Origin of the sequence: Bacillus jepli (genome assembly GCF_047238305.1) — a bacterium.
In the GTDB taxonomy this organism is placed as follows: domain Bacteria; phylum Bacillota; class Bacilli; order Bacillales; family Bacillaceae_L; genus Ferdinandcohnia.
The window spans coordinates 2,376,609-2,401,909 of sequence record NZ_JBDFMO010000001.1; the positions used below are offsets into that span (position 1 = coordinate 2,376,609).

21 protein-coding genes are annotated in these 25,301 nt (G+C 37.5%); 12 read left to right on the plus strand and 9 right to left on the minus strand.

Features of this window, described 5'->3' with window-relative positions:
• Positions 1-130 precede the first annotated feature (130 nt).
• The gene (murC, locus tag ABC371_RS12225) at positions 131-1,429 is read left to right on the plus strand and encodes a UDP-N-acetylmuramate--L-alanine ligase (protein ID WP_412897045.1); all 1,299 of its coding nucleotides are present in this window, start codon (positions 131-133) and stop codon (positions 1,427-1,429) included.
• Positions 1,430-1,475: 46 nt separating this feature from the next.
• Here murC and ABC371_RS12230 read toward each other — a convergent pair whose 3' ends face one another.
• Positions 1,476-2,591, minus strand: a complete 1,116-nt coding sequence (locus ABC371_RS12230; RefSeq protein ID WP_116351793.1) for an aminopeptidase — start codon at positions 2,589-2,591, stop codon at positions 1,476-1,478.
• 178 nt (positions 2,592-2,769) lie between these two features.
• On the opposite strand from ABC371_RS12230, the gene ABC371_RS12235 reads away from it, so the two are divergent.
• From ABC371_RS12235 to ytxJ, 3 genes are read left to right on the plus strand one after another with little or no spacing between them, the layout of a single operon-like run.
• Positions 2,770-3,207: a DUF948 domain-containing protein gene (locus tag ABC371_RS12235; RefSeq protein WP_412897046.1), complete on the plus strand. Its 438-nt coding sequence runs from the start codon at positions 2,770-2,772 to the stop codon at positions 3,205-3,207.
• 15 nt (positions 3,208-3,222) lie between these two features.
• Positions 3,223-3,615 carry a YtxH domain-containing protein gene (locus ABC371_RS12240; RefSeq protein ID WP_412897047.1) on the plus strand — a complete coding sequence of 131 codons (393 nt, stop codon included), beginning with the start codon at positions 3,223-3,225 and terminating at the stop codon, positions 3,613-3,615.
• 13 nt (positions 3,616-3,628) lie between these two features.
• Positions 3,629-3,955: a bacillithiol system redox-active protein YtxJ gene (ytxJ, locus tag ABC371_RS12245; protein ID WP_412897048.1), complete on the plus strand. Its 327-nt coding sequence runs from the start codon at positions 3,629-3,631 to the stop codon at positions 3,953-3,955.
• Between the two features lie 40 nt (positions 3,956-3,995).
• Here the strand turns inward: ytxJ and ABC371_RS12250 are convergent, their stop codons facing one another.
• Complete coding sequence (locus ABC371_RS12250; RefSeq protein WP_412897049.1) at positions 3,996-6,155, minus strand: cell division protein FtsA; 2,160 nt, start codon at positions 6,153-6,155, stop codon at positions 3,996-3,998.
• A gap of 180 nt (positions 6,156-6,335) precedes the next feature.
• On the opposite strand from ABC371_RS12250, the gene ABC371_RS12255 reads away from it, so the two are divergent.
• Both ABC371_RS12255 and ccpA read left to right on the plus strand, forming a co-directional pair.
• Positions 6,336-7,412: a bifunctional 3-deoxy-7-phosphoheptulonate synthase/chorismate mutase gene (locus ABC371_RS12255; protein ID WP_412897050.1), complete on the plus strand. Its 1,077-nt coding sequence runs from the start codon at positions 6,336-6,338 to the stop codon at positions 7,410-7,412.
• A 203-nt stretch (positions 7,413-7,615) separates the two neighbouring features.
• Positions 7,616-8,617, plus strand: coding sequence for a catabolite control protein A (gene ccpA, locus ABC371_RS12260; protein ID WP_412897051.1), 1,002 nt, complete (start codon positions 7,616-7,618; stop codon positions 8,615-8,617).
• A 37-nt stretch (positions 8,618-8,654) separates the two neighbouring features.
• On the opposite strand, the gene ABC371_RS12265 is transcribed toward ccpA, so the two are convergent.
• From ABC371_RS12265 to ABC371_RS12275, 3 genes are read right to left on the minus strand one after another with little or no spacing between them, the layout of a single operon-like run.
• A complete protein-coding gene (locus ABC371_RS12265; protein WP_412897052.1) occupies positions 8,655-9,809 on the minus strand; it encodes an acetoin utilization protein AcuC in 1,155 nt (384 codons plus the stop codon).
• A gap of 2 nt (positions 9,810-9,811) precedes the next feature.
• Positions 9,812-10,450 carry an acetoin utilization AcuB family protein gene (locus ABC371_RS12270; RefSeq protein ID WP_412897053.1) on the minus strand — a complete coding sequence of 213 codons (639 nt, stop codon included), beginning with the start codon at positions 10,448-10,450 and terminating at the stop codon, positions 9,812-9,814.
• Positions 10,451-10,478: 28 nt separating this feature from the next.
• The gene (locus ABC371_RS12275) at positions 10,479-11,111 is read right to left on the minus strand and encodes a GNAT family N-acetyltransferase (protein ID WP_412897054.1); all 633 of its coding nucleotides are present in this window, start codon (positions 11,109-11,111) and stop codon (positions 10,479-10,481) included.
• A gap of 194 nt (positions 11,112-11,305) precedes the next feature.
• On the opposite strand from ABC371_RS12275, the gene acsA reads away from it, so the two are divergent.
• Positions 11,306-13,024: an acetate--CoA ligase gene (gene acsA, locus ABC371_RS12280; protein WP_412897055.1), complete on the plus strand. Its 1,719-nt coding sequence runs from the start codon at positions 11,306-11,308 to the stop codon at positions 13,022-13,024.
• A 56-nt stretch (positions 13,025-13,080) separates the two neighbouring features.
• Here acsA and ABC371_RS12285 read toward each other — a convergent pair whose 3' ends face one another.
• Complete coding sequence (locus ABC371_RS12285) at positions 13,081-16,002, minus strand: transglycosylase domain-containing protein (protein WP_412897056.1); 2,922 nt, start codon at positions 16,000-16,002, stop codon at positions 13,081-13,083.
• A gap of 151 nt (positions 16,003-16,153) precedes the next feature.
• Here ABC371_RS12285 and tyrS point away from each other — a divergent pair, with 151 nt between their 5' ends.
• Positions 16,154-17,413, plus strand: coding sequence for a tyrosine--tRNA ligase (gene tyrS / locus ABC371_RS12290; RefSeq protein WP_412897057.1), 1,260 nt, complete (start codon positions 16,154-16,156; stop codon positions 17,411-17,413).
• Between the two features lie 80 nt (positions 17,414-17,493).
• Here the strand turns inward: tyrS and rpsD are convergent, their stop codons facing one another.
• Positions 17,494-18,096: a 30S ribosomal protein S4 gene (rpsD, locus tag ABC371_RS12295; protein WP_136378133.1), complete on the minus strand. Its 603-nt coding sequence runs from the start codon at positions 18,094-18,096 to the stop codon at positions 17,494-17,496.
• A gap of 404 nt (positions 18,097-18,500) precedes the next feature.
• Here rpsD and ABC371_RS12300 point away from each other — a divergent pair, with 404 nt between their 5' ends.
• Together ABC371_RS12300 and megL are read left to right on the plus strand one after the other, a co-directional pair.
• Positions 18,501-19,922: a sensor domain-containing diguanylate cyclase gene (locus ABC371_RS12300; RefSeq protein ID WP_412897058.1), complete on the plus strand. Its 1,422-nt coding sequence runs from the start codon at positions 18,501-18,503 to the stop codon at positions 19,920-19,922.
• A 180-nt stretch (positions 19,923-20,102) separates the two neighbouring features.
• A complete protein-coding gene (gene megL / locus ABC371_RS12305) occupies positions 20,103-21,278 on the plus strand; it encodes a methionine gamma-lyase (RefSeq protein WP_412897059.1) in 1,176 nt (391 codons plus the stop codon).
• 35 nt (positions 21,279-21,313) lie between these two features.
• Here the strand turns inward: megL and ABC371_RS12310 are convergent, their stop codons facing one another.
• Positions 21,314-21,793, minus strand: coding sequence for a GAF domain-containing protein (locus ABC371_RS12310; RefSeq protein WP_412897060.1), 480 nt, complete (start codon positions 21,791-21,793; stop codon positions 21,314-21,316).
• 143 nt (positions 21,794-21,936) lie between these two features.
• On the opposite strand from ABC371_RS12310, the gene refZ reads away from it, so the two are divergent.
• Positions 21,937-22,587: a forespore capture DNA-binding protein RefZ gene (gene refZ / locus ABC371_RS12315; protein ID WP_412897061.1), complete on the plus strand. Its 651-nt coding sequence runs from the start codon at positions 21,937-21,939 to the stop codon at positions 22,585-22,587.
• On the opposite strand, the gene hisJ is transcribed toward refZ, so the two are convergent.
• Positions 22,577-23,398 (minus strand): histidinol-phosphatase HisJ, encoded by an 822-nt coding sequence (gene hisJ / locus ABC371_RS12320; RefSeq protein ID WP_412897062.1) that lies wholly within the window; start codon positions 23,396-23,398, stop codon positions 22,577-22,579. The two genes, refZ and hisJ, sit on opposite strands and share 11 nt — an antisense overlap.
• A gap of 174 nt (positions 23,399-23,572) precedes the next feature.
• On the opposite strand from hisJ, the gene ezrA reads away from it, so the two are divergent.
• The gene (gene ezrA / locus ABC371_RS12325) at positions 23,573-25,267 is read left to right on the plus strand and encodes a septation ring formation regulator EzrA (RefSeq protein ID WP_412897063.1); all 1,695 of its coding nucleotides are present in this window, start codon (positions 23,573-23,575) and stop codon (positions 25,265-25,267) included.
• The last annotated feature ends 34 nt before the right edge of the window (positions 25,268-25,301 follow it).

The following is a 25,301-nucleotide window of genomic DNA, read 5'->3' on the forward strand; positions in this document are numbered from 1 at the left end:
AAAAAATGTGAGATGATTGTATATTACATAAAATTCATTAGCACCGATCTCAAAATCATGGGTACAATTATCAAAACTAGATGAATTTCATATACTGTCTTACAGATAGACATTGTTGGAGGTTCTTTATATGACAGTTTACCACTTCGTTGGAATCAAAGGTACTGGCATGAGTTCATTGGCACAGATACTTCATGACATGAATTATGAAGTTCAAGGGTCTGACCATGAAAAATTTTATTTCACACAAAAACCCCTAGAGGAACGCGGAATAAAAATATTGCCCTTTGATCAGGACAATATTCATGAAGGTCTGACGGTTATTGCCGGGAATGCCTATCCTGATACACATGAAGAAATAGCAAAAGCAATTGAAATGGAGTTACCTGTTATTCGATACCACCGTTTCTTAGGTGAGTTTATGAAACAATATACGAGCGTTGCTGTAACAGGCTCCCATGGAAAAACTTCTACAACTGGCTTACTTGCACATGTATTGCAGGGAGCAGAGCCAACTTCTTATTTAATCGGTGATGGTACTGGGGTTGGATCCGAGAATAATAAAAACTTTGTGTTTGAAGCATGTGAATACAGACGACATTTCTTAAGCTATCATCCTGACTATGCGATTATGACAAATATTGACTTTGATCATCCAGATTATTTCGCAAATGTTGATGACGTATTTAATGCCTTTCAAGAAATGGCACTTCAGGTGAAAAAGGGAATTATTGCATGTGGAGATGATGAGTACCTTCAAAGCATCCAAGCAAAGGTTCCTGTTGTTTTCTATGGATTTGGTGAAGAAAATGATTTCCAGGCACGAAATATTAAAAAGAGCACGGAGGGTACGACCTTCGATGTGTTTGTACGTAATACATTCTTTGCTACTTTTTCAATCCATGGATACGGAAATCATAATGTATTAAATGCTTTAGGTGTGATTACACTCTGCCACTATGAGAATATTGATGTGTCCATTATTCAAGAGCGTTTATTAAGCTTCCAAGGTGTGAAGAGAAGATTTTCCGAAAAGCAAGTGGGAGATCAAATCTTAATTGATGACTACGCACATCATCCAACGGAAATCAATGCTACTATTGAGGCAGCACGGCAAAAATACCCTGACCGTGATATAATAGCGATTTTTCAGCCACATACGTTTACAAGAACACAAACGTTTTTAGATGACTTTGCGACAAGTTTGGAAAAAGCGGATCAAGTATATCTTTGTGATATTTTTGGATCAGCTCGCGAGAATAAAGGTGAACTTTCAATTGTAGACTTACAAGGTAAAATTCCTGGAGCTGAATTAATTAAAGAGGATAATACTTCTATACTTAAAAAACACGAGAACAGTGTGTTGATTTTTATGGGAGCAGGAGATATTCAAAAATTTCAAGACGCGTACGAAAAAGCTTCTGTTTAAACAAAAAAGACCTTTGCGATTTAATCTTGCAAAGGTCTTTTATCAATTATTTAAGATTTTCTGGATTTAATGGTTCAAGCTCTGGGATGACGAAACGGCCATCTTTTCGGATGAGTACATCATCGAAATAGATTTCCCCACCGCCATATTCAGGGCGTTGGATATTAACCATATCCCAGTGGATATTTGAGTTATTTCCGTTGTAGGCATCATCATAGGCTTGCCCAGGTGTGAAGTGGAAGCTGCCATCTATCTTTTCATCAAATAGAATGTCCTGCATTGGATGTTGGATATATGGATTTACTCCGATTGCAAACTCACCGATATAACGTGCCCCTTCATCTGTATCTAGAATTTTATTGATACGCTCTGTATCGTTCGCTGTTGCTTCTACAATTTTTCCATCCTTGAATGTTAGGGAAACATTTTCAAACGTGAAGCCTTGATACGGTGATGGCGTATTATAGGTTAGGGTACCATTGATTGAATCACGAACAGGTGCCGTATATACTTCACCATCTGGAATGTTCATTTCACCAGCACATTTGATAGCTTTGATCCCTTTAATAGAGAAAGTAAGGTCAGTACCTGGTCCAGTAAGGCGAACCTTATCTGTCTTGTCCATAAGTTCCACAAGGGCATCCATTGCATTGCTCATTTTTCCATAGTCTAGATTACAAACATTAAAATAAAAATCTTCAAATGCTTCTGTGCTCATTTTTGCAAGCTGCGCCATTGAAGAATTTGGGTAACGAAGAACGACCCATTTTGTCTTTGGTACACGAATTTCACGATGCACCTTTTTACCAACTGTATTTCCTTCAATCTTCATTTTATCATCTGGAACATCTGCAAGTTCATTAATGTTATCACCAGAACGTAAGCCGATATAGGCATCCATCTTACTCATCACTTTTGCTTCAAAATCTGCTTTCATCTCAAATTGCTTTTCTTGTGCTCCAAGTAATAGCGCACGGTCAACTTGATGGTCCTTTAATGATACAAATGGGTACCCACCTGCTTTATATGCTTCATTAATTAACGCGATTACAAGTTCGCGTTGTAAGCCAAAGTTTTCAATTAGTACTTTTTCACCTTCTTTGAGGCGTACAGAATAATTAATTAAATTGCGAGCGAGTGTTTCAATACGTGGATCTTTCATGTTTATTTGCCTCCATATCTTAATTGCTTATGTACAATCTTATTGTAACCTAATAGAAGAAAATTGTTTACTAAAATTCCGTGAAGGATTTTAAAAGGAAATGTCGAAACTTTAACTGTAGGGGTATATGATTAATACTAGTAAAGATGGGTAAGAAAGATATAGGAGGTGCACCAAGATGATTCTTATCGTTTACATAAGTGTTGCAGTAATTGCGGTGGCATTTTTAATTTTAGTTGTTTATCTCTCTAGGACACTGCGTTCACTTCAAAACACATTGGATAATGTGGCGGGAACCTTATCTGGGCTAGAAAAACAAATGGAAGGTGTCACAAGTGAAACGACGGCACTGTTGCATAAAACAAATAAGCTTGCAGAAGATATTCAGCAGAAGTCTGAAAGCCTAAATACTGTTGTAGATGCTGTTAAAGATGTCGGAACTTCATTGCAACGCTTTAATCAATCCATAGGTAATGTGACAGAAGAGGTTGCTGTGCAATTGGATAAAAACAAAACCAAAATCTCACAATTTGTTCAAGTTGGGAATGCTGTAATAGAGGTGTGGGATAAATGGAAAGATAAGAAACAAAAGCATGATAAACATTTTTCGAATTAAAGAAAGGGGATTCCAATGGGAAAAAATAGTGGATCAAACTTTATTCTTGGAACAATTGTAGGTGCAGCGGTAGGAGCTGCTACAGCACTATTTCTAGCACCAAAAACAGGCCAGGATTTACGTAAGCAGATTAATGACCAAGCCTCTGTTGTAAAGGAAAAAACAAATTCACTTTCTAAAACGATTTCTGAACAGTCTAATCAAATTTTAACAAAAGTAAAAGATTTTAAGGCTCCTACTGGTCAAAATAGCCAGGAACCAGAAGCTGCTGGAACTACAACAACACCTTCAGAAGATTCGGATCGAGTTGAGGAACATCCTAAAAATGAAGAATTATTCCAAGAAAAGCTAGCAGAAGCTCAGCAAGCCTTCACGGAAGCCGAGAAAAACACACAAACAATTGAGTAGGAGAGATGGAAAGATGGCGAAAACAAAGATTGAGACTATTGAAGAGTTCAACCAAGTTCTTGAAAAAGAAAATAAGTTTATTTTAATCAAGCACAGTTTAACATGTCCAATAAGCAAAGCAGCGTTTGAGGAGTATGAGCAATTTGTGGCAGAGCATGAGAATGTACCAACTTATTATCTTTATGTCCAAGAAGCAAAAGAACTTTCTACTTACATTGCGGAACACTTTGAAATTAAACATGAGTCACCACAGGCACTTCTATTTGAGGATGGTAAGGTTAAATGGAATGCCTCTCATCGAAGTATTACAAAACAGTCATTAGTCGCAGCAGGCGAATAACAAAAGAGTCCATGGCTCACATAGCCATGGACTCTTTTTTTTATGAAATTGATTTTTCTGACCAAACAATGTCTAAATAATCGCCTGGTGACAGGACATCATAAAATGTGCATTCTTCTCCATTTTTTAATAGCTTAAACCTTCCAATTGAACCTGTAGGTAATTGGATATCGACAAAGCGAAATAGATCCTGAAAAATAAAAGGTTCCACTTCTTTTGTTCTCATTTGGAGTTGATCACCGTGTTTAAGAATCTCATCTTCATGAAGAATTTCCCCATTTCGATAAAACTCATGTAATGGCTTTTTAAGGGATATCATTTTCTCTTGAAAGAATACTTCAATTGTATAGTCCATTTGAATTTTTTGTATTTCTGCAAATAAACGTAAGGTTGGGGGCGTCCCCGGCTCTATTTCAAAGGAGTCCTCGTCCATAAATGTTGAATGTATGGGTATCTTTACTCCGTTTTTCGTTATCTTACTGGAAAATTGTTCGAACTGGATGTTTTGCTCGTTTAATGAAATCGTAAACTCATTTATCAAATCATCATGGAATGGATAGTTACTTATCTCGATCATTTCTTCAATCGTTTCAGGAAAATAAAACGATATTTCATCATGGTCTTGGACAAAACTTTCAGGACTAGCTAATTGATGATTTTGCTTAATAGTACCTGTTATCACAACTTCTTCGCCATTCATGTAAATTCTTTTTTGAGGAATATCGTCAATCAGTTCTTTAATCATCACGGTTGCTTTTGCACCGTCTTTTCCTTTGCTAACTATGATTTCATCACCATTTGTAATTTCATCCTCAAATGAACATGGTACCCCATTTTTTAAAAGGACAGGAGGCTCTCCATATCCTCCTGGAATGGTGATGGTCTGATGGTTTACCTTTACAATCATCGCCAACCCAGGTTTTCCATATAACGTATGCAGCTTTATTCCTGCTGCTAGTAAGCTATCTCCCACAGTTAAACGTTTCATTTCAAAAAGTCTCACTGATTTTTGATTGACTGTTACGTTGACATAGTGGACAGGTGATTGGCTTGATGCAACTGCTATACCAATAGGTGTTACGAGTTCAGGACCTTTCTTAATATGCTCCGTCATTTCAATCTGATTAATGGCATCAATACCTCGAATTGCAACACGATTATCTGGCAATCCTAGTAAGTTCGCAAGGCGTTTTGGAAGTTCAGGCGTTAAGCTACCTCCACCAACAAGCATGACAGCCTTAGGAGATTTATGTTTATTTAAACTTAGTATCTCACTTTGAATCGATTCTGCTAATCGGTCAATCGAGTCAGAAATTTTTTCAATCACTTCTAGCCTGCTGATTTCAGATTCAAAGCCAAGAATGTCGACGACTTGAATGATGTCATTAGCTAATAAATCACGTTTTGCTTGCTCGGCTAATGGAAAGTCGAGGAGGAGTTGGTCACTAATTGCTTCTGTAATCTCATCCCCAGCAACTGGTACCATTCCATAAGCAACAACGGTTCCTTCATCCGTAATGGCAATGTCAGAAGTCCCTGCACCAATATCAACTAACGCTACGTTTAATCTTCTCATCGACTGTGGAATGAGCACATTAATGGCAGCGATAGGCTCAAGAGTGAGTGCCTGAATATCAAGGTCTGCTCGATGCAGAGCCGATATTAATGATTCAACTACCACTTTAGGTAGGAAAGTCGAGATGATTTCAACGCTGGCTTCATTTCCTTGCTGGTCAATTAAGCTCCCTATTTCTTGATTGTCCAAAAAGTAGTGAATGACGGAGTAACCTACACAGTAGTAATCATGACTTTTTTCAGACTGATTTTTTTCGGCTAATGCATATTGCGCCTTTTGGACAGCACTTAACTCTAAATGTAAAATATCTTCCTTCTGAATCAAAGGCTTTGAAGAAATCTGTATTGTTTCTCTGGATCGTTCTGTTTTTAAGGATCTTCCTGCAGCAGCAACAGCTGCTTTTGTTAATTTACCATGCTTTACCTCTAGTGTTTCTTTAATGTCACGTATTACATTAGAGACAGCAATAATATCATGAATTTGCCCATCAACCATTGCTCTTTCCTTATGTTCACGTATTACAATGTCAATTATTTTAAAGGAGGAGCCCGTTTTTTCGACAATAAGTCCGACTACAGAACGTGTCCCAATGTCAAGTGCAAAAATTGTAGATTTTTTTTCCATTATGTATTCACCTATTATTTATAAGAGTCATATTATACTTTATTGCTTAAAAGCGTTTAAGTAATAAAAAAATTCGTGACAGTTCGAACGATTTCGTTTATAATGAATTTTAATTACTTGAAATGTACCATATTTTCATTTAGATTGCGACATATAGCTTGTGAAGAAAGGAAGAGTGAGATGAGTAAAGCAGAATTGGATAATCTTCGCGATAGAGTTGAAGAAATTAATCTTGAAATTCTAAAACTTATTAGCGAACGTGGTAAATTGGTTCAAGAGATTGGAAAAGTAAAAGAGACACAAGGTGTTAATCGTTATGATCCGGTACGCGAAAGAAAAATGTTAAATAATATTTTGGAGCATAATGAAGGACCATTTGAAACATCAACCATTCAACATATCTTCAAAGAAATCTTTAAAGCAGGTCTTGAGATACAAGAAGATGATCATCGCAAAGCTCTCCTTGTTTCACGTAAGAAAAAGCCTGAAGATACAATTGTAGATGTAAAAGGTGTTAAAATTGGAAATGGCACACAGCAATTTATCGTTGGTCCTTGTGCAGTTGAAAGCTATGAGCAAACAGCTGCAGTTGCAGCAGAAGCGAAAAAATATGGCTTACGATTACTTCGTGGTGGAGCCTTTAAACCAAGAACATCACCTTATGACTTCCAAGGATTAGGTCTAGAAGGATTACAAATTCTAAAACGTGTTGCTGACGAGATGGATATGGCTGTTATCAGTGAAATTGTAAACCCAGCAGACATTGAAGTTGCTTGCGATTACATTGATGTTATTCAAATCGGTGCACGTAACATGCAAAACTTTGAATTATTAAAGGCAGCAGGTTCAGTAAAGAAACCTGTATTATTGAAACGTGGATTAGCTGCTACGATCGATGAGTTCGTAAATGCAGCAGAATATATTATCTCTCAGGGCAATGACCAAATCATTCTTTGTGAAAGAGGTATCCGTACTTACGAAAAAGCGACTCGAAATACATTAGATATTTCTGCGGTTCCAATCTTAAAACAAGAAACACACTTACCAGTATTTGTTGACGTAACACATTCAACTGGACGTCGTGATTTATTATTGCCATGTGCAAAAGCAGCTCTAGCAATTGGAGCAGATGGTGTCATGGCGGAGGTACATCCAGATCCAGCCGTTGCTTTATCAGACTCAGCACAGCAAATGGATTTTGATCAATTTGAAAAATGGATTACAGAACTTAAGGCATCTCAAGCTGTTCGTGTATAGTTTTCATGAAAACCTCCTACTACTATAGTGGGAGGTTTTTTTGAGCTTTTTTTAACGAAATTGTTAAAAAGTGCACAAAGTAATTGCCCTAATAAACTAAGTAGCGTATGATAATCTACATAAAGTAAGCAAATATGACATTTGTTTGTATAAAAAAGTTCATACTACATATAAGTGGTAACTTGAAATAAGGAGTGCTGTCAATGAATGTGACAATTTATGATGTTGCAAGGGAAGCCAATGTTTCAATGGCAACCGTATCACGTGTTGTAAATGGTAACCCTAATGTAAAACCAACAACCCGAAAAAAAGTACAGGAAGCAATTGATCGATTAGGCTATCGTCCAAATGCTGTGGCAAGGGGATTAGCAAGTAAGAAAACAACAACAGTCGGAGTAATCATTCCAGATATCTCTAATATTTTTTATTCAGAGCTTGCACGTGGAATTGAAGATATTGCGACCATGTACAAATACAATATTATCCTTAGCAACTCGGACCAAAACAAGGATAAAGAATTTCATCTTTTAAATACAATGCTTGGAAAGCAAGTAGACGGTATTGTATTTATGAGCGGAAATATTACAGAAGAACATGTCCAAGAATTCGAAAAATCTCCTGTGCCGATTGTATTAGCTGCCTCAGTAGAAAACACAAATTCAGTTCCAGCCGTGACGATTGATGTTGAACAAGCATCATATGATGCGGTTATTGAATTAACTAAAAGAGGTCATAAAAAAATTGCCTTTATTAGTGGGTTATTAAATGAACCGATTAATGGTGAAAAGAAACTGGCTGGTTATAAACGTGCAATCGAAGATGCGGGTCTTTCTTACAATGAAGAATATGTGATCGAGGGTGATTACACATATGATTCTGGTATTGAAGGATTCGAGAAAATCCATGAATTAGCTGATAAGCCGACAGCTGTCTTTGTGGGTTCAGATGAAATGGCATTAGGTGTCATCCATTGTGCACAAGATTTAGGCTATTCAATCCCTGATGACTTTGAAGTGATTGGCTTTGATAATACACGCTTAGCGCTGATGGTACGTCCACAGCTAACATCAGTTGTTCAACCAATGTATGATATTGGTGCAGTGGCAATGCGATTACTAACAAAGTTCATGAACAAAGAAAATGTAGAGGAACAAATTGTGGTTTTACCACACCGTATTGAATTTAGAAAATCAACAAAACAATAAGGTATGAAGAAAACACGGCAATCGCCGTGTTTTCTATTTATTTATTACGAATCGGATAAAGGGTTTTGGTAACGGTTAGCGCATTTTTTTCCTCAATTTCCGATTTTCTAGGGATAGGTGGATAAATAGTCGGTTCATCATCCCAGAATGAAGGAAGAGTTAACTTAGCCATTGGTTGCCATTTATTGATCCAATCAATTGGAAGGGGACCATCTATTTCCGATTTTTCAATCATTTCAAGCCAAATTAAAGACCATGCCCTTGGTACAACTCTCCATATATCATAGCCACCCCCACCTACTGCAATCCAGCGACCATCACAATATTGGTCAGCAAGCTTGTGGGCAAGCTTAGGAATTTCTCGATAGATTTTCATAGTGGTCGACAAATGGGTTAATGGATCATAATAATGAGAGTCTACACCATTTTGTGTAAAGATGACGTCTGGTTTAAAAAATTCGGCTACCTCTGTAAAGGCCGTAGTGTAGGCGTGCAACCATGATTCATCCTCGGTAAATGCATCTAATGGGACATTGAAGGAATAGCCGTAACCTTTGCCTGAGCCCCTCTCAGTGACGTTTCCTGTACCAGGAAAGAGATAGCGTCCTGTCTCATGAATGGAAAGAGTGCATACATCAGGATCATCATAAAATGTCCATTGTACACCATCACCATGATGTGCATCAGTATCAACATATAACACTTTAACATTATATTTCTTTTGCATATAACGTATGGCAACGGCACTGTCATTATATACACAAAATCCGGAAGCTTTCCCCCGAAATCCATGATGTAATCCACCACCGAGATTAAGAGCATGCTTTGACTTTCCAGACATTACATGGTCAACGGCAGAAAGGGTAGCTCCAACCAACAAAGCGCTCGCTTCGTGCATCCCTGGAAAAATGGGTGTATCCTCAGTGCCAATTCCATAGCTATGTCCAACCTCTTCAGAGAGTTTACCTTCTCCAGCTAACTTGACCGCATCGATGAATCTAGGGTCATGAACAAGCTTCAATTCCTCGTCGGTTGCCATTCTAGGAGGTATAATATCCGAGTCATCTAACAAATTGATACTTTTGAGTAGATCATATGTAAGCTTTACCCTTGTTTGATTAAAGGGGTGGTCATCACTAAAACGATATTTTAACAATTGATCCGAATAGATAAAAACTGATTCTTTCTCCATGATTAAAGTCCTGATAGTGATGGCCACATAACAGTGTAGCCTTCATTTTTTAGGTTTGTAATGATTTTATTCGGATTCATTGTTTGAACTCGTAATACAAGTATTTTATATTGGACATCCTTATCGGGATAAACAAGGACACTGTGAATATTAACATGATGATTTTTGATGATATTGACAACCTCTGCTAGCGTACCAGCTCGATTCGGAACCTTAATTTCTAGCTGTGAGCCGGGTTGATTTGCACCAGTTAATTGTGCAAAGGTATGAAGTAGGTCCGTTTCCGTGATGATTCCTACTAATTTTCCATTAGATTCAATGGGGAGGCAGCCAATTCGATGCTGGGAAAAGACAGCGGTGACTTCTTCAACAAAATCAAGTGGATGCCCGGTTATCACGTCTCTTACCATAATCTCTTTAATCGGTGATTCAAGGCTTTTTTCTTCGTTTGTAAAGTCCAGAATGGAAGGCTTTGCATCACGAAGATCCCGGTCACTTATTAGCCCAATCAGATGTTGATTTTGGTCTACGATGGGAATATGACGAATCTTCTTTTCGTCCATCATTTTGATCGCTGTTGAGATGGTATCATCAGCTGATAACGTTGATACATTTTTTTTCATAATTTCTTCAATAATCATGTATATCCCCCTTACCTTTGAACATCCTTTAATACATGAATCGATTCATGAACCGTAGCCTGTCAAATCTTTCAATTGTCTCCTGATTTATTCGTTTTCCGATTCGAGCCATTAAACAATTAGCAGGATGTGAACTAATTTCAGGGTCGTCTGTTGCAAACCATTCAAGTCCACCAGCACTCATCATTTTTTCCATTACTTTCCGATATTCCCAAACATTAAGGCCAGTGCCTTTTAAGTCCCAGTGCCAATAATATTCAGTCGTTATGATCAAGTAATCCTCCATGGCATCATCCATCATTGAAACAAATAATAGATTTTTTCCAACCTGACAGCCGCGAAACTTCGGAATAACTTCAATTGCACCTAACTCTATTAAATTATCAATTTTTCCTTCAGACCAGCGTTCAAGCGGGTCTGGGTATAGATATGTAACATACCCAACAATGGTATTATGCTCTCTTGCAATAATAATCCTACCTTCAGGCAAATCTGCAATTTCTATCAATGCTTTATGTTGTTGGTTAGGAGTACGAAAAGCTACTAGGTCCTCGTGAAATTCATAGCTTGCAAGAGCCTCTCCAGTTATTGGACCTTCTAAAATGAGCGTACCATGAGGGGTCTTTAGTTCCTTTGCGTTATATGTTTTCTTATGCTCCACAATGTCACCACCATTCTAAAGTCACTTTTCATTATACATGAATTTAGGAAAAATGAAGCGTTTACAAAGTCTTTTACACTAATTATACAATTTTCTCTAGGAATATTATATATAAAAAATTTAAAAAATTGAGAAAAGAGAAGTTTTATTTTATAATAGAATAGTAAATAACTTACATAAAGGGGAAATGTGATGTGAAAGTGGAAGCGCTACCAGCAACAAAGGGAAATTATAATTTAAAAGATTATGATGAAGCTTATGCGAATTTTGATTGGACGGAAGTAGAATCAAGTTTTTCTTGGTCTGAAACAGGTAAAGTTAATATCGCCTATGAAGCCATTGACCGCCATGCTGAGGGTGTGAGGAAAAATAAAATTGCCCTTTATTACCGTGATTCAACTCGTGACGAGAAGTATACATTTAAAGAAATGAAAGAATATACAAATCGTGCGGCAAACGTCTTAAAACAAGCTGCCGATGTTGAAAAAGGTGATCGCGTCTTTGTATTTATGCCGCGTTCTCCAGAATTATATTTTGCCATATTAGGGGCTATTAAATTAGGAGCGATTGTGGGTCCGCTATTTGAAGCATTCATGGAAGGTGCTGTACGTGATCGTTTAGACGATAGCGAAGCGAAAGTGATTGTCACTACACCAGATTTAGTAGACCGTATTCCATTCAATGAATTACCTGCATTAAAGCATATTGTTTTAGTCGGAGAGAACGTAAAAGAGGATGGTCCTTTTATTGATTTTCTTGGCCGGTTAAAAACGGCAAGCAAAGAACTAGAAATTGAATGGGTAGAAAGAACGGACGGCATGCTCTTGCATTATACCTCTGGTTCTACGGGTAAGCCAAAGGGAGTCTTGCATGTTCATAATGCGATGATTCAACAATATCAAACTGCCAAATGGATTCTTGATTTAAAAGAGGATGACATCTATTGGTGTACCGCTGACCCAGGATGGGTAACAGGAACCTCTTATGGGATATTTGGTCCTTGGTTAAATGGAGCATCCAACGTAATCGTAGGAGGACGTTTTAGTCCGGAAAACTGGTACCAAACCATTGAGGATTATGGAATTACAGTTTGGTATAGTGCACCAACTGCTTTTAGAATGTTAATGGGTGCTGGAGACGAACTAGTAAAACAATTTGAATTGCGCTCATTGCGCCATATTTTAAGTGTTGGTGAGCCGCTCAATCCCGAAGTTGTTCGTTGGGGAGTGAAGGTCTTCAATTTACGCATTCATGATAACTGGTGGATGACCGAAACAGGCGCTCAATTGATTAGTAATTATCCTTGTATGGAGATTAAACCAGGCTCTATGGGTAAGCCATTCCCTGGAATAAAGGCGGCCATTGTCGATGATCAAGGCAATGAATTACCTCCAAATCGAATGGGTAACTTGGCTATTAAAAAAGGCTGGCCGTCCATGATGTATCAAATATGGAACAATCCGTCCAAATATGAATCCTATTTTATGCCAGGTGATTGGTATGTATCAGGGGATTCAGCATATATGGACGAAGATGGTTATTTCTGGTTCCAAGGTCGTGTCGATGACGTAATCATGACCTCTGGAGAGAGAGTTGGACCATTTGAAGTAGAAAGCAAGCTTGTTGAACACCCAGCCATTGCTGAAGCAGGCGTTATCGGAAAGCCTGACCCAGTACGCGGAGAAATCATTAAAGCGTTCGTTTCATTAGTTGATGGGTATGAAGCGACTGATGAGTTAAAAGAAGAAATTAGAGATTTTGTGAAAAAGGGATTAGCAGCACATGCTGCTCCTCGAGAAATTGAGTTTAAGGATAAACTTCCAAAAACGCGTAGTGGAAAAATCATGAGACGTGTTCTGAAGGCGTGGGAGCTTGACTTACCGACAGGCGACCTTTCTACAATGGAAAATTAAAATATCATTAAAAAAGAGGTGCTCCAATTAAATGGGAGCACCTCTTTTTCTATCCTTTAATTTTCACCATTATCTTTGTCCTTACCATTTCCATTGTTACCCTTATTTCCGTTATCACCTTTATTATCTTTATCGTTTCCTTCCTCTGCTGGAGGAGTAACGACTTCCACCTCTGGCTCTGGTTTATAGTCGCCATTCTTAACTAAAACTGAATTTGCAAGTGGTGTTTCTTTACCAGTGACATCAACGGCCGTAACATAATAGGCTCCAACGGAATTTCCAACATTAAATTGTAAATCCTTCGTCGCAGGAATACTTCCAATCTTTTTGAAATCTGCTGTAAAATTAGCAGCGCCATAAATTCGATATCCAATCACATCATTGTGTTCATGTTTTGCCCATCTTAAGATCCCAGAAGTAATGGCGGCACCCTTTACTTGGGATGGAACAGATCCATTGTCTTTAAGTTCTTCTGTTTCAGTTATAACAAGATTCTTCCAACGACTATTTTTTGGAAGCAGTTGTTCAATAGCTTTTGAATCCTTCAAATCGTGTTCCTCTAAAAATTCCTTCTTTATCATAATTCCTTCTTGAACAAATTCTTGTGGAGCACTTGCAGGAACTCTATAGGCTTTTCCGTCTACTTCAATGTACTTACCTTTAACAAGGTTGTCATCTACCTTAGTTGGAACATATTTTGCGTTATATATGTCTGATTGAACTAGACCAGCTTCCCTACATAAATCAGATGGAAGTAGACCTGAAATTCCACAATAGGAACGTGATACGATTCCACCAGGCATTTTGAAATTTTCTTTTGGCTGTACAAGTTCAGGCCTAATATCATATACCGCGTTCATTTGTTGGGCCCATAGAAGAGTACTTCTTCTTGAATAGGATAGACCCTTATAGCTTGGAGGTATGGACTTTGGTGTATCATACCCCATCCAAAGTCCAAATGTTACATTCGGGTTTGTTGCAACAAACCATACATCATGAATGTAGTTAGTTGTACCTGTTTTACCTGCCCAGTCCGCATTAAACTTTAAATAACCATTAAGCGATGAAGCAGTACCCCCATTAATAACATCACGCATCATATCGATCGTTAAATATGCAGTTTGTGGTGAAAATACTTCAACAGGCTTGCTTTCATGTTCGTATACGATCTCCCCATCGTTCGTAACAATCTTTTCAATCATATAAGCATCTACAAACTTACCCTCATTTGCAAATGTCGCAAACGCATTTACATTTTCTTCGACAGAAACACCATATGTCATCCCACCAATGGCTAATGAAGGTGCGTGATAATCTCTTTCATCTAAGGTGGTGAACCCCATTTTCTCTAAAAACGTAATGGGGCGTTGATCAAACGCCTTTAAATACGTTTTGATAGCTGGAATATTCTTTGAGATTTGTAATGCATGTCTAACAGACATTAAACCATCAAAGTCGTATTTACCACCAACGTTTTGTGGGGTGTAATTTCCATAGCTGAATTTCACATCGGCTATGACACTTCCTGGTTGTACTAATCCTAATTCCATGGCTGGTGCATAATCCAAAAGGGGCTTCATTGTCGACCCATTAGGACGAGGGCTTAGTGCATGATTTGTTTGTTCACGTTCGAAATCACGTCCAGCCACAAAACTAATAATTCTACCTGTGCTATTTTCAATGAGAACAGAACCCGTTTCTTCCGGTTCCATCACTTTTACTTTTTCACCGGTTTCCGAATCAATAACCTTATCTTCCGATTGATCTGGACCAAAATATTGATAATTTTTTACTACCTCTTGCATAGTGTCAAAAACTTCCTTGTCAATTGTAGTATGAACTTTATATCCATTTTGACGAAGGTTTTTGTCAGCTATTTCATGGTAGTGACTTCGTAATTCCTTGTTCTCTTCAAGATCTTTTTCCTCGTATCCATCGTCCTTAGCCAACTTTTTCATTAGAATATCTCTGGCACGTTTTTCTACTTCGGCAGTTAACCATGGATATTTTTCAGTAGGCTCTGACTTTGGTGGAGCAAAGTTTGCACGAACATCATACGCCAGCGCTTCCTCATATTGCTGCTGGGTGATAAAGCCACCTGTAAGCATCCGCTCCAATACCGTTTTCATTCGGTTAAGTCCGGGTTCTAGGTTTTCTTTTACCTTTCCTCCCTGATTTGAGAAGGGAGTATAGACATATGGGTTTTGTGGTAGACCGGCGATAAAGGCTGCTTGTGGCAGATTTAAATCCTTTGCATCTACACCGAAAATCCCCTGTGCTGCCGTTTGTACACCGGCAATATTTCGACCTGATGAATTACGGCCATAAGGAATAATATTAAGATATGCTTCTAATATTTCATCTTTATCAAAAAACTTTTCAAGTCGTAATGCAATTAAGATTTCCTTTGCTTTTCGATCAAACGAAACTTCATTTGTTAAGATTTGGTTCTTAATCAATTGCTGGGTTAGTGTACTTCCACCAGTTTGGATAGGTGAATTTGTAACATCCTGTACGATTGCACGTAAAATTGATTTCGGCACAACCCCATTATGCTTATAGAAGTACTGGTCTTCAGTTGCAATTACTGCATCCTTTACATATTGAGAAATTTCATCCAAGGATACTTCTTCACGCTGAAGGTCTGCGCGCAATTGACCAAGATAGATGTCGTTTGCAAAGTATACTTCTGTATTTTCTTCGTAATTATAAATATCTTTCTGTAAACTTTCATAATCTCGAACAGGTTCGTCCTTTACTAGGGATGCAAAGTAACCAGCACCTGCACCACTTGCAAATCCAAGACCCAGTATCGCGATGATAAAGAACAGTAAAAATAGATTCCATACAACACCATATGTAACTCTTACACCTTTACGGGTCTTCTTGCCAGTAATTGCTCTTGCTACTTTATTCGATGTGACTCTTTGCCAAAAAGAGTTAATTTTTTCAAATATTTGTGATTTTTTAAAATTCATAATCATCCCCCTAAAAATCCATGTTTATTATAGCATATACCATAGTGACTTTAGTATTTTTTTGTGAATTTCCATTATTTAATTTGACAATATTAGACATAGTGTGATAGAAAAACCTTATTATAAGGTTAAAAGGAGAATTGAAAAAATAATGGATGTTATACAGGATTTGACCTATAGGGGGCTTATAAATCAAGTAACCGATCAAGAAGGGTTACAGAATATATTAGCGAATGAAAAAATTAAATTGTATTGTGGATTTGATCCAACAGCAGATAGCTTACATATCGGTCATTTAGTAGGGATCTTGACATTGAGAAGATTCCAGTTGGCTGGACACCAACCGATTGCTTTAGTTGGAGGCGCTACTGGACTAATCGGTGACCCAAGCGGTAAAAAAGCCGAAAGAACGCTCAATCCGCAAGAGGTTGTTGTACAATATAGCAATAGCATCAGGGAGCAACTTTCTCGCTTTTTAGATTTTGAAGCAGAAGAAAATCCGGCTCAAATTGCGAATAACTATGATTGGATCGGGAGCTTGGATTTAATCACATTCTTGCGTGATATCGGAAAGAGTTTTGGACTCAATTACATGCTTGCTAAAGACTCAGTCCAATCACGTTTAGATGCAGGTATCTCATTTACAGAGTTTAGTTATATGATTTTACAATCCTATGACTTTTTAAAGCTTTATGAAAATGAAGGATGCCGACTTCAAATTGGTGGAAGTGACCAATGGGGAAATATCACAGCTGGACTAGAATTAATCCGTAAGACAGTCGAGGATGCCAAAGCATTTGGTCTAACCATTCCACTTGTAACAAAAGCGGATGGAACAAAGTTTGGTAAAACAGAAGGTGGAACAATTTGGTTAGATAAAGAAAAAACGTCACCATATGAGTTTTATCAATTCTGGATTAATACGGATGACCGTGATGTTGTTCGTTATTTAAAGTATTTTACATTCCTTTCCAAAGAGGAAATTGAAAATTTGGAAGCGGAAATTCAACATGCACCAGAAAAACGTTTAGCGCAAAAGACGTTGGCAGAAGAGGTAACCAAATTGGTACACGGTGAGGCTGCGCTTCGGCAAGCGGTAAAAATTTCTGCAGCATTATTCAGTGGTTCAATCAGTGAATTAAGTGCGGAGGAGATTAAACAAGGCTTTAAGGATGTACCTTCCTATGAATTTGATGGGGAAGCAGAAGTTAGTTTAGTTGATTTATTGGTCATGAGTAAGATTTCTCCTTCTAAGCGTCAGGCACGTGAAGATATTGGCAATGGTGCTATCTATGTCAATGGTGAGAGAATCCAAGAGGTAGATGCGGTTCTTAACGAGCAACATCGTATTGAAGGCCAATTCACAGTCATCCGTCGTGGTAAGAAAAAATATTTCTTAATCAAATACTAACATACAAAGGTGTTCCTTGAGGGGCACCTTATTTTATATAAAAAAAGAGAAAAGGGATGTCCCTTTCCTCTTTAGGAAGATTAACGTGAGTAGAACTCAACGATGAATGCTTCGTTAATTTCTGCTGGTAGTTCAGAACGCTCTGGTAAACGAGTGTAAGTTCCTTCTAACTTTTCAGCATCAAAAGTTAAATATTCTGGTACAAAAGTAGTAGCTTCGATCGCTTCTTTGATTGTAACTAGGTTACGTGACTTTTCACGAACAGCAATAGTTTGACCAGGTTTTACACGGTAAGATGGAATATCAACACGGTTTCCATCAACAAGAATGTGACCATGGTTAACTAATTGACGTGCTGCACGACGAGTGCGAGCAAGACCAAGACGGTAAACTAGGTTATCTAAACGTGATTCAAGAAGAATCATGAAGTTTTCACCAAGAATTCCTTGCATTTTGCTTGCATTTGAAAATGTGTTGCGGAATTGGCGCTCATTCACACCGTACATATGACGAAGCTTTTGCTTTTCTTGTAATTGTAAACCATATTCAGAAAGCTTCTTGCGTTGGTTTGGACCATGTTGTCCTGGAGCGTAAGGACGCTTTTCTAATTCTTTACCTGTACCACTTAATGAAATGCCAAGACGACGGGATAATTTCCAGCTTGGACCTGTATAACGAGCCATGAATGACTCCTCCTTCAGTGTTTTTATTTTGTTGTAAAATAAAAACAGATGTGATTAATGCCTTTGACTATTTTGTTTTCATGTATCTTCGCCCTAGCAGCCAAAGGTTACGTGATACACCATCTATGAGCTAAAGCTCATAAGAGGAACAAAATAAAACAAAAACTACTCACATATGCTGCAATATTTTACACAACGACCATTATATGATTTTTAGATTAGGAAGTCAAGTTTTCATGAATTGATATAAAAATCAGCAAGAACCGCATCATTAATTGGTGAAATTTGATATTATACATGAAAGTTATAATAAATTTGGATTTTTTGATAGATAATGAGACATTTTCGTGCATTTTCTATTATAATAAATGTATTAAGTACAAATGTCAGATGGGTGATTAATCGTGAAGTTTCCAAATGAAGAATTAAGATATGAGCAACTATTTAGAGTAACCTCAAAGTTTCATTCAACGATGGATATTGATGCTGTGCTTGAAGAGGTTTTAAATACATTGCAAGATGTATACCCATCGTTTACATATACCTTATTTCTTGCACATGATAATACGAGACATAATGTTATTCCTATTAAGGAAATTAAAGAATATGAATATGGCGACAACTCGCCTGTCATGCAAGCGTTTGTAACTGGAAGTTTGCAAGTTGAAAATTTGTTTGCTGAAAACATGTCCAATATTTATGCTCCGCTAAAAGGGCGGCAAGGTGTTTATGGAGTATTACAAATCAATGCTTATGATGTGGTGGAATTTCCTACATCAGAAATTCAGTTTATTGAGTTATTGGCCAACACTGCTGGACATGCATTTGAGAATGCGCAGCTTTACCAACAATCAAAGCAATTAATAGCGGATCTTCAATTAATTAACGAAACTTCACATAAATTAAATTCGAATTTGCGTTTAATAGATACATTGACATTCATGTCATCCCAAATCCGAAATTCTTTTGGTGCCAATGAGGTAGGTTTCTTTTTACAATCGAATGAGCAAATAGAGGTACTTCCTGGAAGTACTACTTTTTTTGAAGAAGGGCATGGGGAAGCCTATGTTTTATATAGCCTTAACCGGATCTTCTTAGAAAAAGAGCCTCTTTTTATAGGAGATTTACAGGTAGAGCCAGCATTTAAAAGATCCTCTTATCGTTCGATGATGTCCGTTCCAATGGTTCAGCGTAATGAAATTTTGGGAGTTGCCATTGTCTTACATGAATCACCATATTTCTTTTCTTTCGATAAATTTAAGCTTCTCCAATCATTAATTCACCATTCTTCCTTGGCTTTTACAAATTCGATTCTTCGAGAAGAACTTGAAAAGCTTGTGATTACGGATTATTTAACAAAACTATACTCTCGCAATTATTTAGAGGATTGTGTCCAGGAATCATTGGAAACAGACGCTTTTGGTACGTTTATCTTAATCGATATTGATGATTTCAAAAGAATCAATGACACGTATGGTCACCAAGTCGGGGACGAAGCGCTCGTTCAAATTGCCAATCTAATTAAGGAAAACATCCGTGATAACGATATTGGAGCAAGATGGGGCGGAGAAGAGTTGGCAATTTATTTGCCGAAGGTTGGTTTAACGGCAGGGATTGCCGTTGCCGAGCGACTTGGAAAAAGGGTCGAACAGTTATCAAATCCAAAAGTAACAATTTCGTGTGGTGTTGCAACATGGTACAAGGAATCTAAAGAAACATTCCAAAGTCTTTTCCACCGTGCAGACAATGCGTTATATGTTGCAAAACAGTCAGGAAAAAATCAAGTCATAGCAAGTGAAAATAAAGTGGTTGAAGGACATTCTTAATCGGATGTCCTTTTTAATCGACCTAACGGTAGGTGCACTATTTCTGTTTTTGGAGGAAGGAGCTGTCAAAAGCATCCTCAAAAACCAAGTATTCCCCTAAGGAATTAGAAAACGCTTTCAAAACAAGCATACTTGTCATATGCTAATGATAGAATGAAGGCTTAAGGGGGAGAAGGGAGCATGAGTGAAAGTAAATCTTTTGATACATTAGCGATACATGGAGGCGGGGCAGTATCCCCAAATGGGAGCTTAGCACCACCGCTTTACCAAACGTCAACCTTTACTTTTGAATCGGCAGAACAAGGAGAAGCTCGTTTTGCGGGTGAAGAAGACGGGTATATATATTCACGTTTAGGCAATCCAACAGTAAAGCTTTTAGAAGAAAGAATTGCAATCCTCGAAGGTGGAGAAGCAGGACTTTCATTTGGATCAGGAATGGCTGCGGTTTCTGCTGTATTGTTTGCCCTAACAAAATCTGGTGATCATATTCTTTGTTCACAAGGGCTATACGGGTGCACGTTTGGTCTTCTTCAAATGATGGAGGAAAAATACAATATCAATCATGATTTTAGCGATATGGACGATGAGGAAGAAATACTTTCAAAAATAACTCCACAGACAAAATTAATCTACATCGAGACACCAATTAATCCAACCATGAAGCTCATTGATTTACAAAAAGTTGTTACAATCGCTAAACGACATCATATCCCAGTTGTGGTTGATAATACCTTCTGTTCACCATATTTTCAACAGCCGATAAAATTAGGATGTGATATTGTTGTTCACAGTGCGACTAAGTATATCGGAGGACATGGCGATGTGATCGCAGGACTTGTCATCGGGAAGAAGGATTTTATCCAACAAGTTGCTATGACAACGAAAAAGGATATAGGTGGGATTATGTCTCCATTCGATGCTTGGCTTTTACTTCGAGGATTAAAGACCCTCCCGGTACGAATGGAACGCCATTGTGACAATACAGAAAAAATTGCATCATTACTAAAAGAACATAAAAATGTGGAGCGGATTTATTACCCAGGAGATCCAGAAAGTCCTGCCTATGAGATTATGAAAAAACAAATGCGTAGGCCAGGAGGGTTAATTTCCTTTACCATTAAGGGTACAAAGAAGGATGCGCAAAATATTTTAAACCGTGTCAAATTAATTAAAATAGCAGTGAGTCTGGGTGATACTGAAACCCTAATCCAACACCCAGCCACCATGACACACGCAGTTGTTCCGGAAGATGCACGGTTGAAAATGGGAATTACCGATCATTTAATCCGTCTTTCGGTTGGACTAGAAGCATGGGAGGACATTTGGGAAGATTTAAATCAAGCGTTAAATGGGTAACAAAAAACCAGTGGAGACCCACTGGTTTTATTTTTTTATATATGTTTTTCCAAGACTTTCACAACTTCTTCTAAACATTGCTGATCCACTTCATCAAAGCGTTCCTTGATAGGACTGTCGATATCCAACACACCAAACACTTCACCATTCTTCATAATTGGAACAACAATTTCGGATTGGGATGCACTGTCACAGGCGATATGTCCTGGGAAAAGATGAACGTCTGCAACTCTTTCCGTCTTTTGATTTTGTGCGGCTGTACCACAAACGCCACGTCCCATCGGAATTCGTACACAAGCAGGTAACCCTTGGAAAGGTCCAAGAATAAGTTCATTTCCTTTTTTTATATAAAAACCAACCCAATTAATAGTGTCTAAAAATTGGTTAAGCAATGCTGAGGCATTTGCTAAGTTTGCGATTTGGTCTTGCTCATCTTCTAGTAAAGCTTGAAGTTGTTTTGTTACGAGTTGATAGTCTTCGGCTTTCTTGCCTTTATATTGTTCGACATGAAACATGATTCTTCCCCTCCATTTGAGTTAATCCTACATAAATAATATCAAATAATAACGTATCGTGCGTGACTTGTCGATAAAATCTTAAAGGAATCTACCGTAGCATAGCGAAATCTATACAATATTAAGGGTAAGGTGGGTTCGTTATGAAAAAAAGCATGAAAGAAAAAATTATAGATTCATCTGTTTTTTTATTTAATTCAAAAGGCTTTGATGGCACAACCGTTCGTGAAATTGCTAGAAAAGCAAATTGTAATGTTGCCAATATCTCCTATTATTTTGGGAATAAAGAAGGTTTACTTGAACATCTTGTTTCCTCTTATTTAGAAGGATATTTGAGATTTGTTGAACATGCCTATATTGAATTAGATAATAGAACGGCCAGAGAATGTTTATTGCTAGCGATCAGAGGCATTATGGAATACCAAAAGGAAAATCGACAGCTATCGCGATTTGTCCAAAGGGAAATTTCCTTTGATACCACATTGATTCGTGAAATCATGACCACCTATATGGCAAAGGAAAAATACTATTTTCAAACCATTTTTGAAACTGGGATGAAGCAACAGGAATTTGCCCTTATACCAATTCCGTATGCCATTATGCAGTTAAAGGGTATGGTATCGATGCCATATTTATATCCTCAATATATGTCAGAGGTTCTCCATTTAATGCCTTATGAACTGTATGTGAATGAGCAATATTGCCATGAAATTGAAAAGTGGGTCAACACGACTATTTGTAAACATCCACAATCGGTAAAGAATAATGTAACCCCATTCCCAGTCAATATGTAGTCGGCGAAACGAGAACAGCACCTTTATATAAATCATTAAACCCTTGATTTAAATCCTTCCTGCTGTGGGCATCTGAACCATAGACAAGAGGGATTTTTCGTTTTATGGCTTCTTTAATGACTTGTTCATAAGGATATACCTCCTGACAAAGAGGTTTATTAATACCAGCGCCATTATAGTCCAAAGATAGCCCAAGTTCTGCAATCATGTCTAGAATCGTGTTTATTTTATCGTTGAAACATTTGGATGTAGGAAATTTTTTTTGAAACTTATGAACAAGCGTCATATGACCTATTCTTTTTGGTTTATACGAACCTAAGTCTGATGTAACTGAACTTAATAATGTATTAAAATAAGCTTCATAAACGGCCTCTACTGACGAATAGTCCCGTACCATCGTTTCAAACATATCAGGGCTGTAATCAAGACAATAGTATTGATTTTCTCTTTTTAGGAAGTGAACAGATAGAATACTATCATTCAAATAGCGACCATACTCATTTAAAAAGGCTTTTGTATCCACTTCATATCCCTCAATATAGTCGACCTCCAAACCGATATTAATTTTAATCTCGGCTGCAAATCTCTTTTGAAGCTCAGTTAAAACTGTAAAATAGTTTTCTAATTTATTTGGATCCATTCCACTATCCTTTTGAGGCGTGGGATCAACAAATCGTGCGGGAAGTGGTGCATGCTCAGTGAACGATATTTCATTAAATCCTAATTGCCTTGCCTGTGCAATATATTCCTCAAATGCATCCTTTGTACCATGTGGACAAAAGGGTGTATGGATGTGACCATCTGCTTTCATCGACAAATCCCTCATTTTTTTATAAAATTTGTAAAAAATTTTAAAAGTTTTAGTCAAAAATTGTCGTTTACATGGTATCATAAATACATTAAAAAAACATTTCAATAGAAATTTATATAAAAAAATACATAAATGTTTAGAATAGATTGATTGTGGGAGCAAGGAGGCCAAATTATGGAAATCATAATCGGCATAATCGTAGTAATAAGTGTAGTTGCTATTTTTGGATTTTATTCGAGAAAAAAGATATATAAAGATGTAGATAGGTTAGAAGCCTGGAAGATAGATATGATGAATCGACCCGTTACCGATGAAATTGCAAAGGTAAAAGATCTCAATATGACAGGTCAAACTGAGGAACTATTTGAACGCTGGCGAAAACAGTGGGATGAGATCGTCACAGTTGGACTTCCAGATGTAGAGGAATTATTATTTGATGCAGAAGACCTTGCAGATAAATATCGATTCGGGAAGGCGAAACGAGTTCTCGCTCAAATCGAAGCCATTTTAAATGATGCTGAAAGCCATATTGCCGTGATTTTAGAAGAACTTAAGGATTTAGTTGGCAGTGAAGAAAAAAATCGCGTAGAGGTTGATGAATTAAATCAATTATATCGTGAGTTGAAGAAAATTTTACTTGCGCACCGACATACTTTTGGTTGTGCGGAAAAACAACTTGAAACAAAACTAGAGGGTATTTATGGAAAATTCAAAGAATTTGAAGAAGCTACCACGAACGGGAACTATTTCGAAGCAAGAGAAATCGTACTTCTCATTAAGGATGCTCTTGCTGTAACAAAACAGCAGATGGACGAAATTCCTCACTTGCTACATGAAAGTCAAACCGCGCTCCCGAACCAATTAAATGAAGTTTCAGAAGGATATAGTCAGATGGAACAGGAAGGTTATTCTCTTGAACATCATCAAATTGAAAAAGAAATCGAAAGAATGAAGGAGCAATTAACTCAATATATTGCATTAATAGAAGAGCTTAAGCTTGAAGAAGCGAAAAAAGGATTGGATGAAACACGAGAATCACTCGATACTATATATGATTTACTTGAAGCGGAAGTAAAGGCAAATCAATTTGTTAACACCGAGGTTGAAAAAATCGAACAGGATCTTGAAGACTTAATTGAAGGTAGTAAAAGCACAGAGGAAGAAACCTCATTTGTGCAGCAAAGCTATCATGTGAATGACCAGGATCTTGAGCGCCACCGTAATATCGTGAAACAAATCAAACAACTTGTAAAACAGTATGTTTCGATTCAAGTAAAGCTTGAGGAAGACCAAATTGCCTATTCTTTAATTAGAAATGAACTTGAAGAAATTTACGGTAAAATCCAAGATGTAAAGCAAGAGCATTTACAATACTCTGAAATGCTGAAAACTCTTCGCAAAGATGAACTACATGCACGAGAACAAATCTTGGAAATGAAGAAGCAGCTTGCGGATGCAAAACGTCTTATTTCAAAAAGTAATATTCCAGGTCTGCCTGTTAAATATTCTGAACTTATGTCTGAAGCAAAATTATCTTTAACACAAGTCATGTCAACGCTTGAGGAAAAACCACTAAATATGAATACTGTAAATCAAGCTTTGCAAATTGCACTTGATTTAATTTCACAGACATATAAAAATACAGAAGAAATGATTGAGCAAGTATATCTTGCAGAAAAAGTCATTCAATATGGCAACCGATATCGTAGCCGAAATCCAAAAATTGCCGTAAGCTTACTGGAAGCTGAAAACTCCTTTAGGAATTTCGAGTATGCACTTGCACTAGAGCAAGCAGCAACTGCAATTGAGGATGTGGATCCGGGAGCACTGAAGAAGATTGAAGTATTACTTGATGACGAACGTGAATAAACATGGGACCTCAAAACTTGGGGTCCTTTCCTTT

Bases quoted from the DNA above. Each gene is read 5' to 3' on its own strand.
- hisJ (WP_412897062.1), bottom strand. From the start codon at position 23,398: ATGAAAGCAGATGGTCACATCCATACACCCTTTTGTCCACATGGTACA.
- rpsD (WP_136378133.1), bottom strand. From the start codon at position 18,096: ATGGCTCGTTATACAGGTCCAAGCTGGAAATTATCCCGTCGTCTTGGC.
- ABC371_RS12230 (WP_116351793.1), bottom strand. From the start codon at position 2,591: ATGAAAGATCCACGTATTGAAACACTCGCTCGCAATTTAATTAATTAT.
- ABC371_RS12255 (WP_412897050.1), top strand. From the start codon at position 6,336: ATGAGTAAAGCAGAATTGGATAATCTTCGCGATAGAGTTGAAGAAATT.
- ezrA (WP_412897063.1), top strand. From the start codon at position 23,573: ATGGAAATCATAATCGGCATAATCGTAGTAATAAGTGTAGTTGCTATT.
- megL (WP_412897059.1), top strand. From the start codon at position 20,103: ATGAGTGAAAGTAAATCTTTTGATACATTAGCGATACATGGAGGCGGG.
- ABC371_RS12270 (WP_412897053.1), bottom strand. From the start codon at position 10,450: ATGATTATTGAAGAAATTATGAAAAAAAATGTATCAACGTTATCAGCT.
- ABC371_RS12310 (WP_412897060.1), bottom strand. From the start codon at position 21,793: ATGTTTCATGTCGAACAATATAAAGGCAAGAAAGCCGAAGACTATCAA.
- ytxJ (WP_412897048.1), top strand. From the start codon at position 3,629: ATGGCGAAAACAAAGATTGAGACTATTGAAGAGTTCAACCAAGTTCTT.
- ABC371_RS12235 (WP_412897046.1), top strand. From the start codon at position 2,770: ATGATTCTTATCGTTTACATAAGTGTTGCAGTAATTGCGGTGGCATTT.
- refZ (WP_412897061.1), top strand. From the start codon at position 21,937: ATGAAAAAAAGCATGAAAGAAAAAATTATAGATTCATCTGTTTTTTTA.
- ccpA (WP_412897051.1), top strand. From the start codon at position 7,616: ATGAATGTGACAATTTATGATGTTGCAAGGGAAGCCAATGTTTCAATG.
- ABC371_RS12285 (WP_412897056.1), bottom strand. From the start codon at position 16,002: ATGAATTTTAAAAAATCACAAATATTTGAAAAAATTAACTCTTTTTGG.
- ABC371_RS12240 (WP_412897047.1), top strand. From the start codon at position 3,223: ATGGGAAAAAATAGTGGATCAAACTTTATTCTTGGAACAATTGTAGGT.
- ABC371_RS12265 (WP_412897052.1), bottom strand. From the start codon at position 9,809: ATGGAGAAAGAATCAGTTTTTATCTATTCGGATCAATTGTTAAAATAT.
- ABC371_RS12250 (WP_412897049.1), bottom strand. From the start codon at position 6,155: ATGGAAAAAAAATCTACAATTTTTGCACTTGACATTGGGACACGTTCT.
- murC (WP_412897045.1), top strand. From the start codon at position 131: ATGACAGTTTACCACTTCGTTGGAATCAAAGGTACTGGCATGAGTTCA.
- tyrS (WP_412897057.1), top strand. From the start codon at position 16,154: ATGGATGTTATACAGGATTTGACCTATAGGGGGCTTATAAATCAAGTA.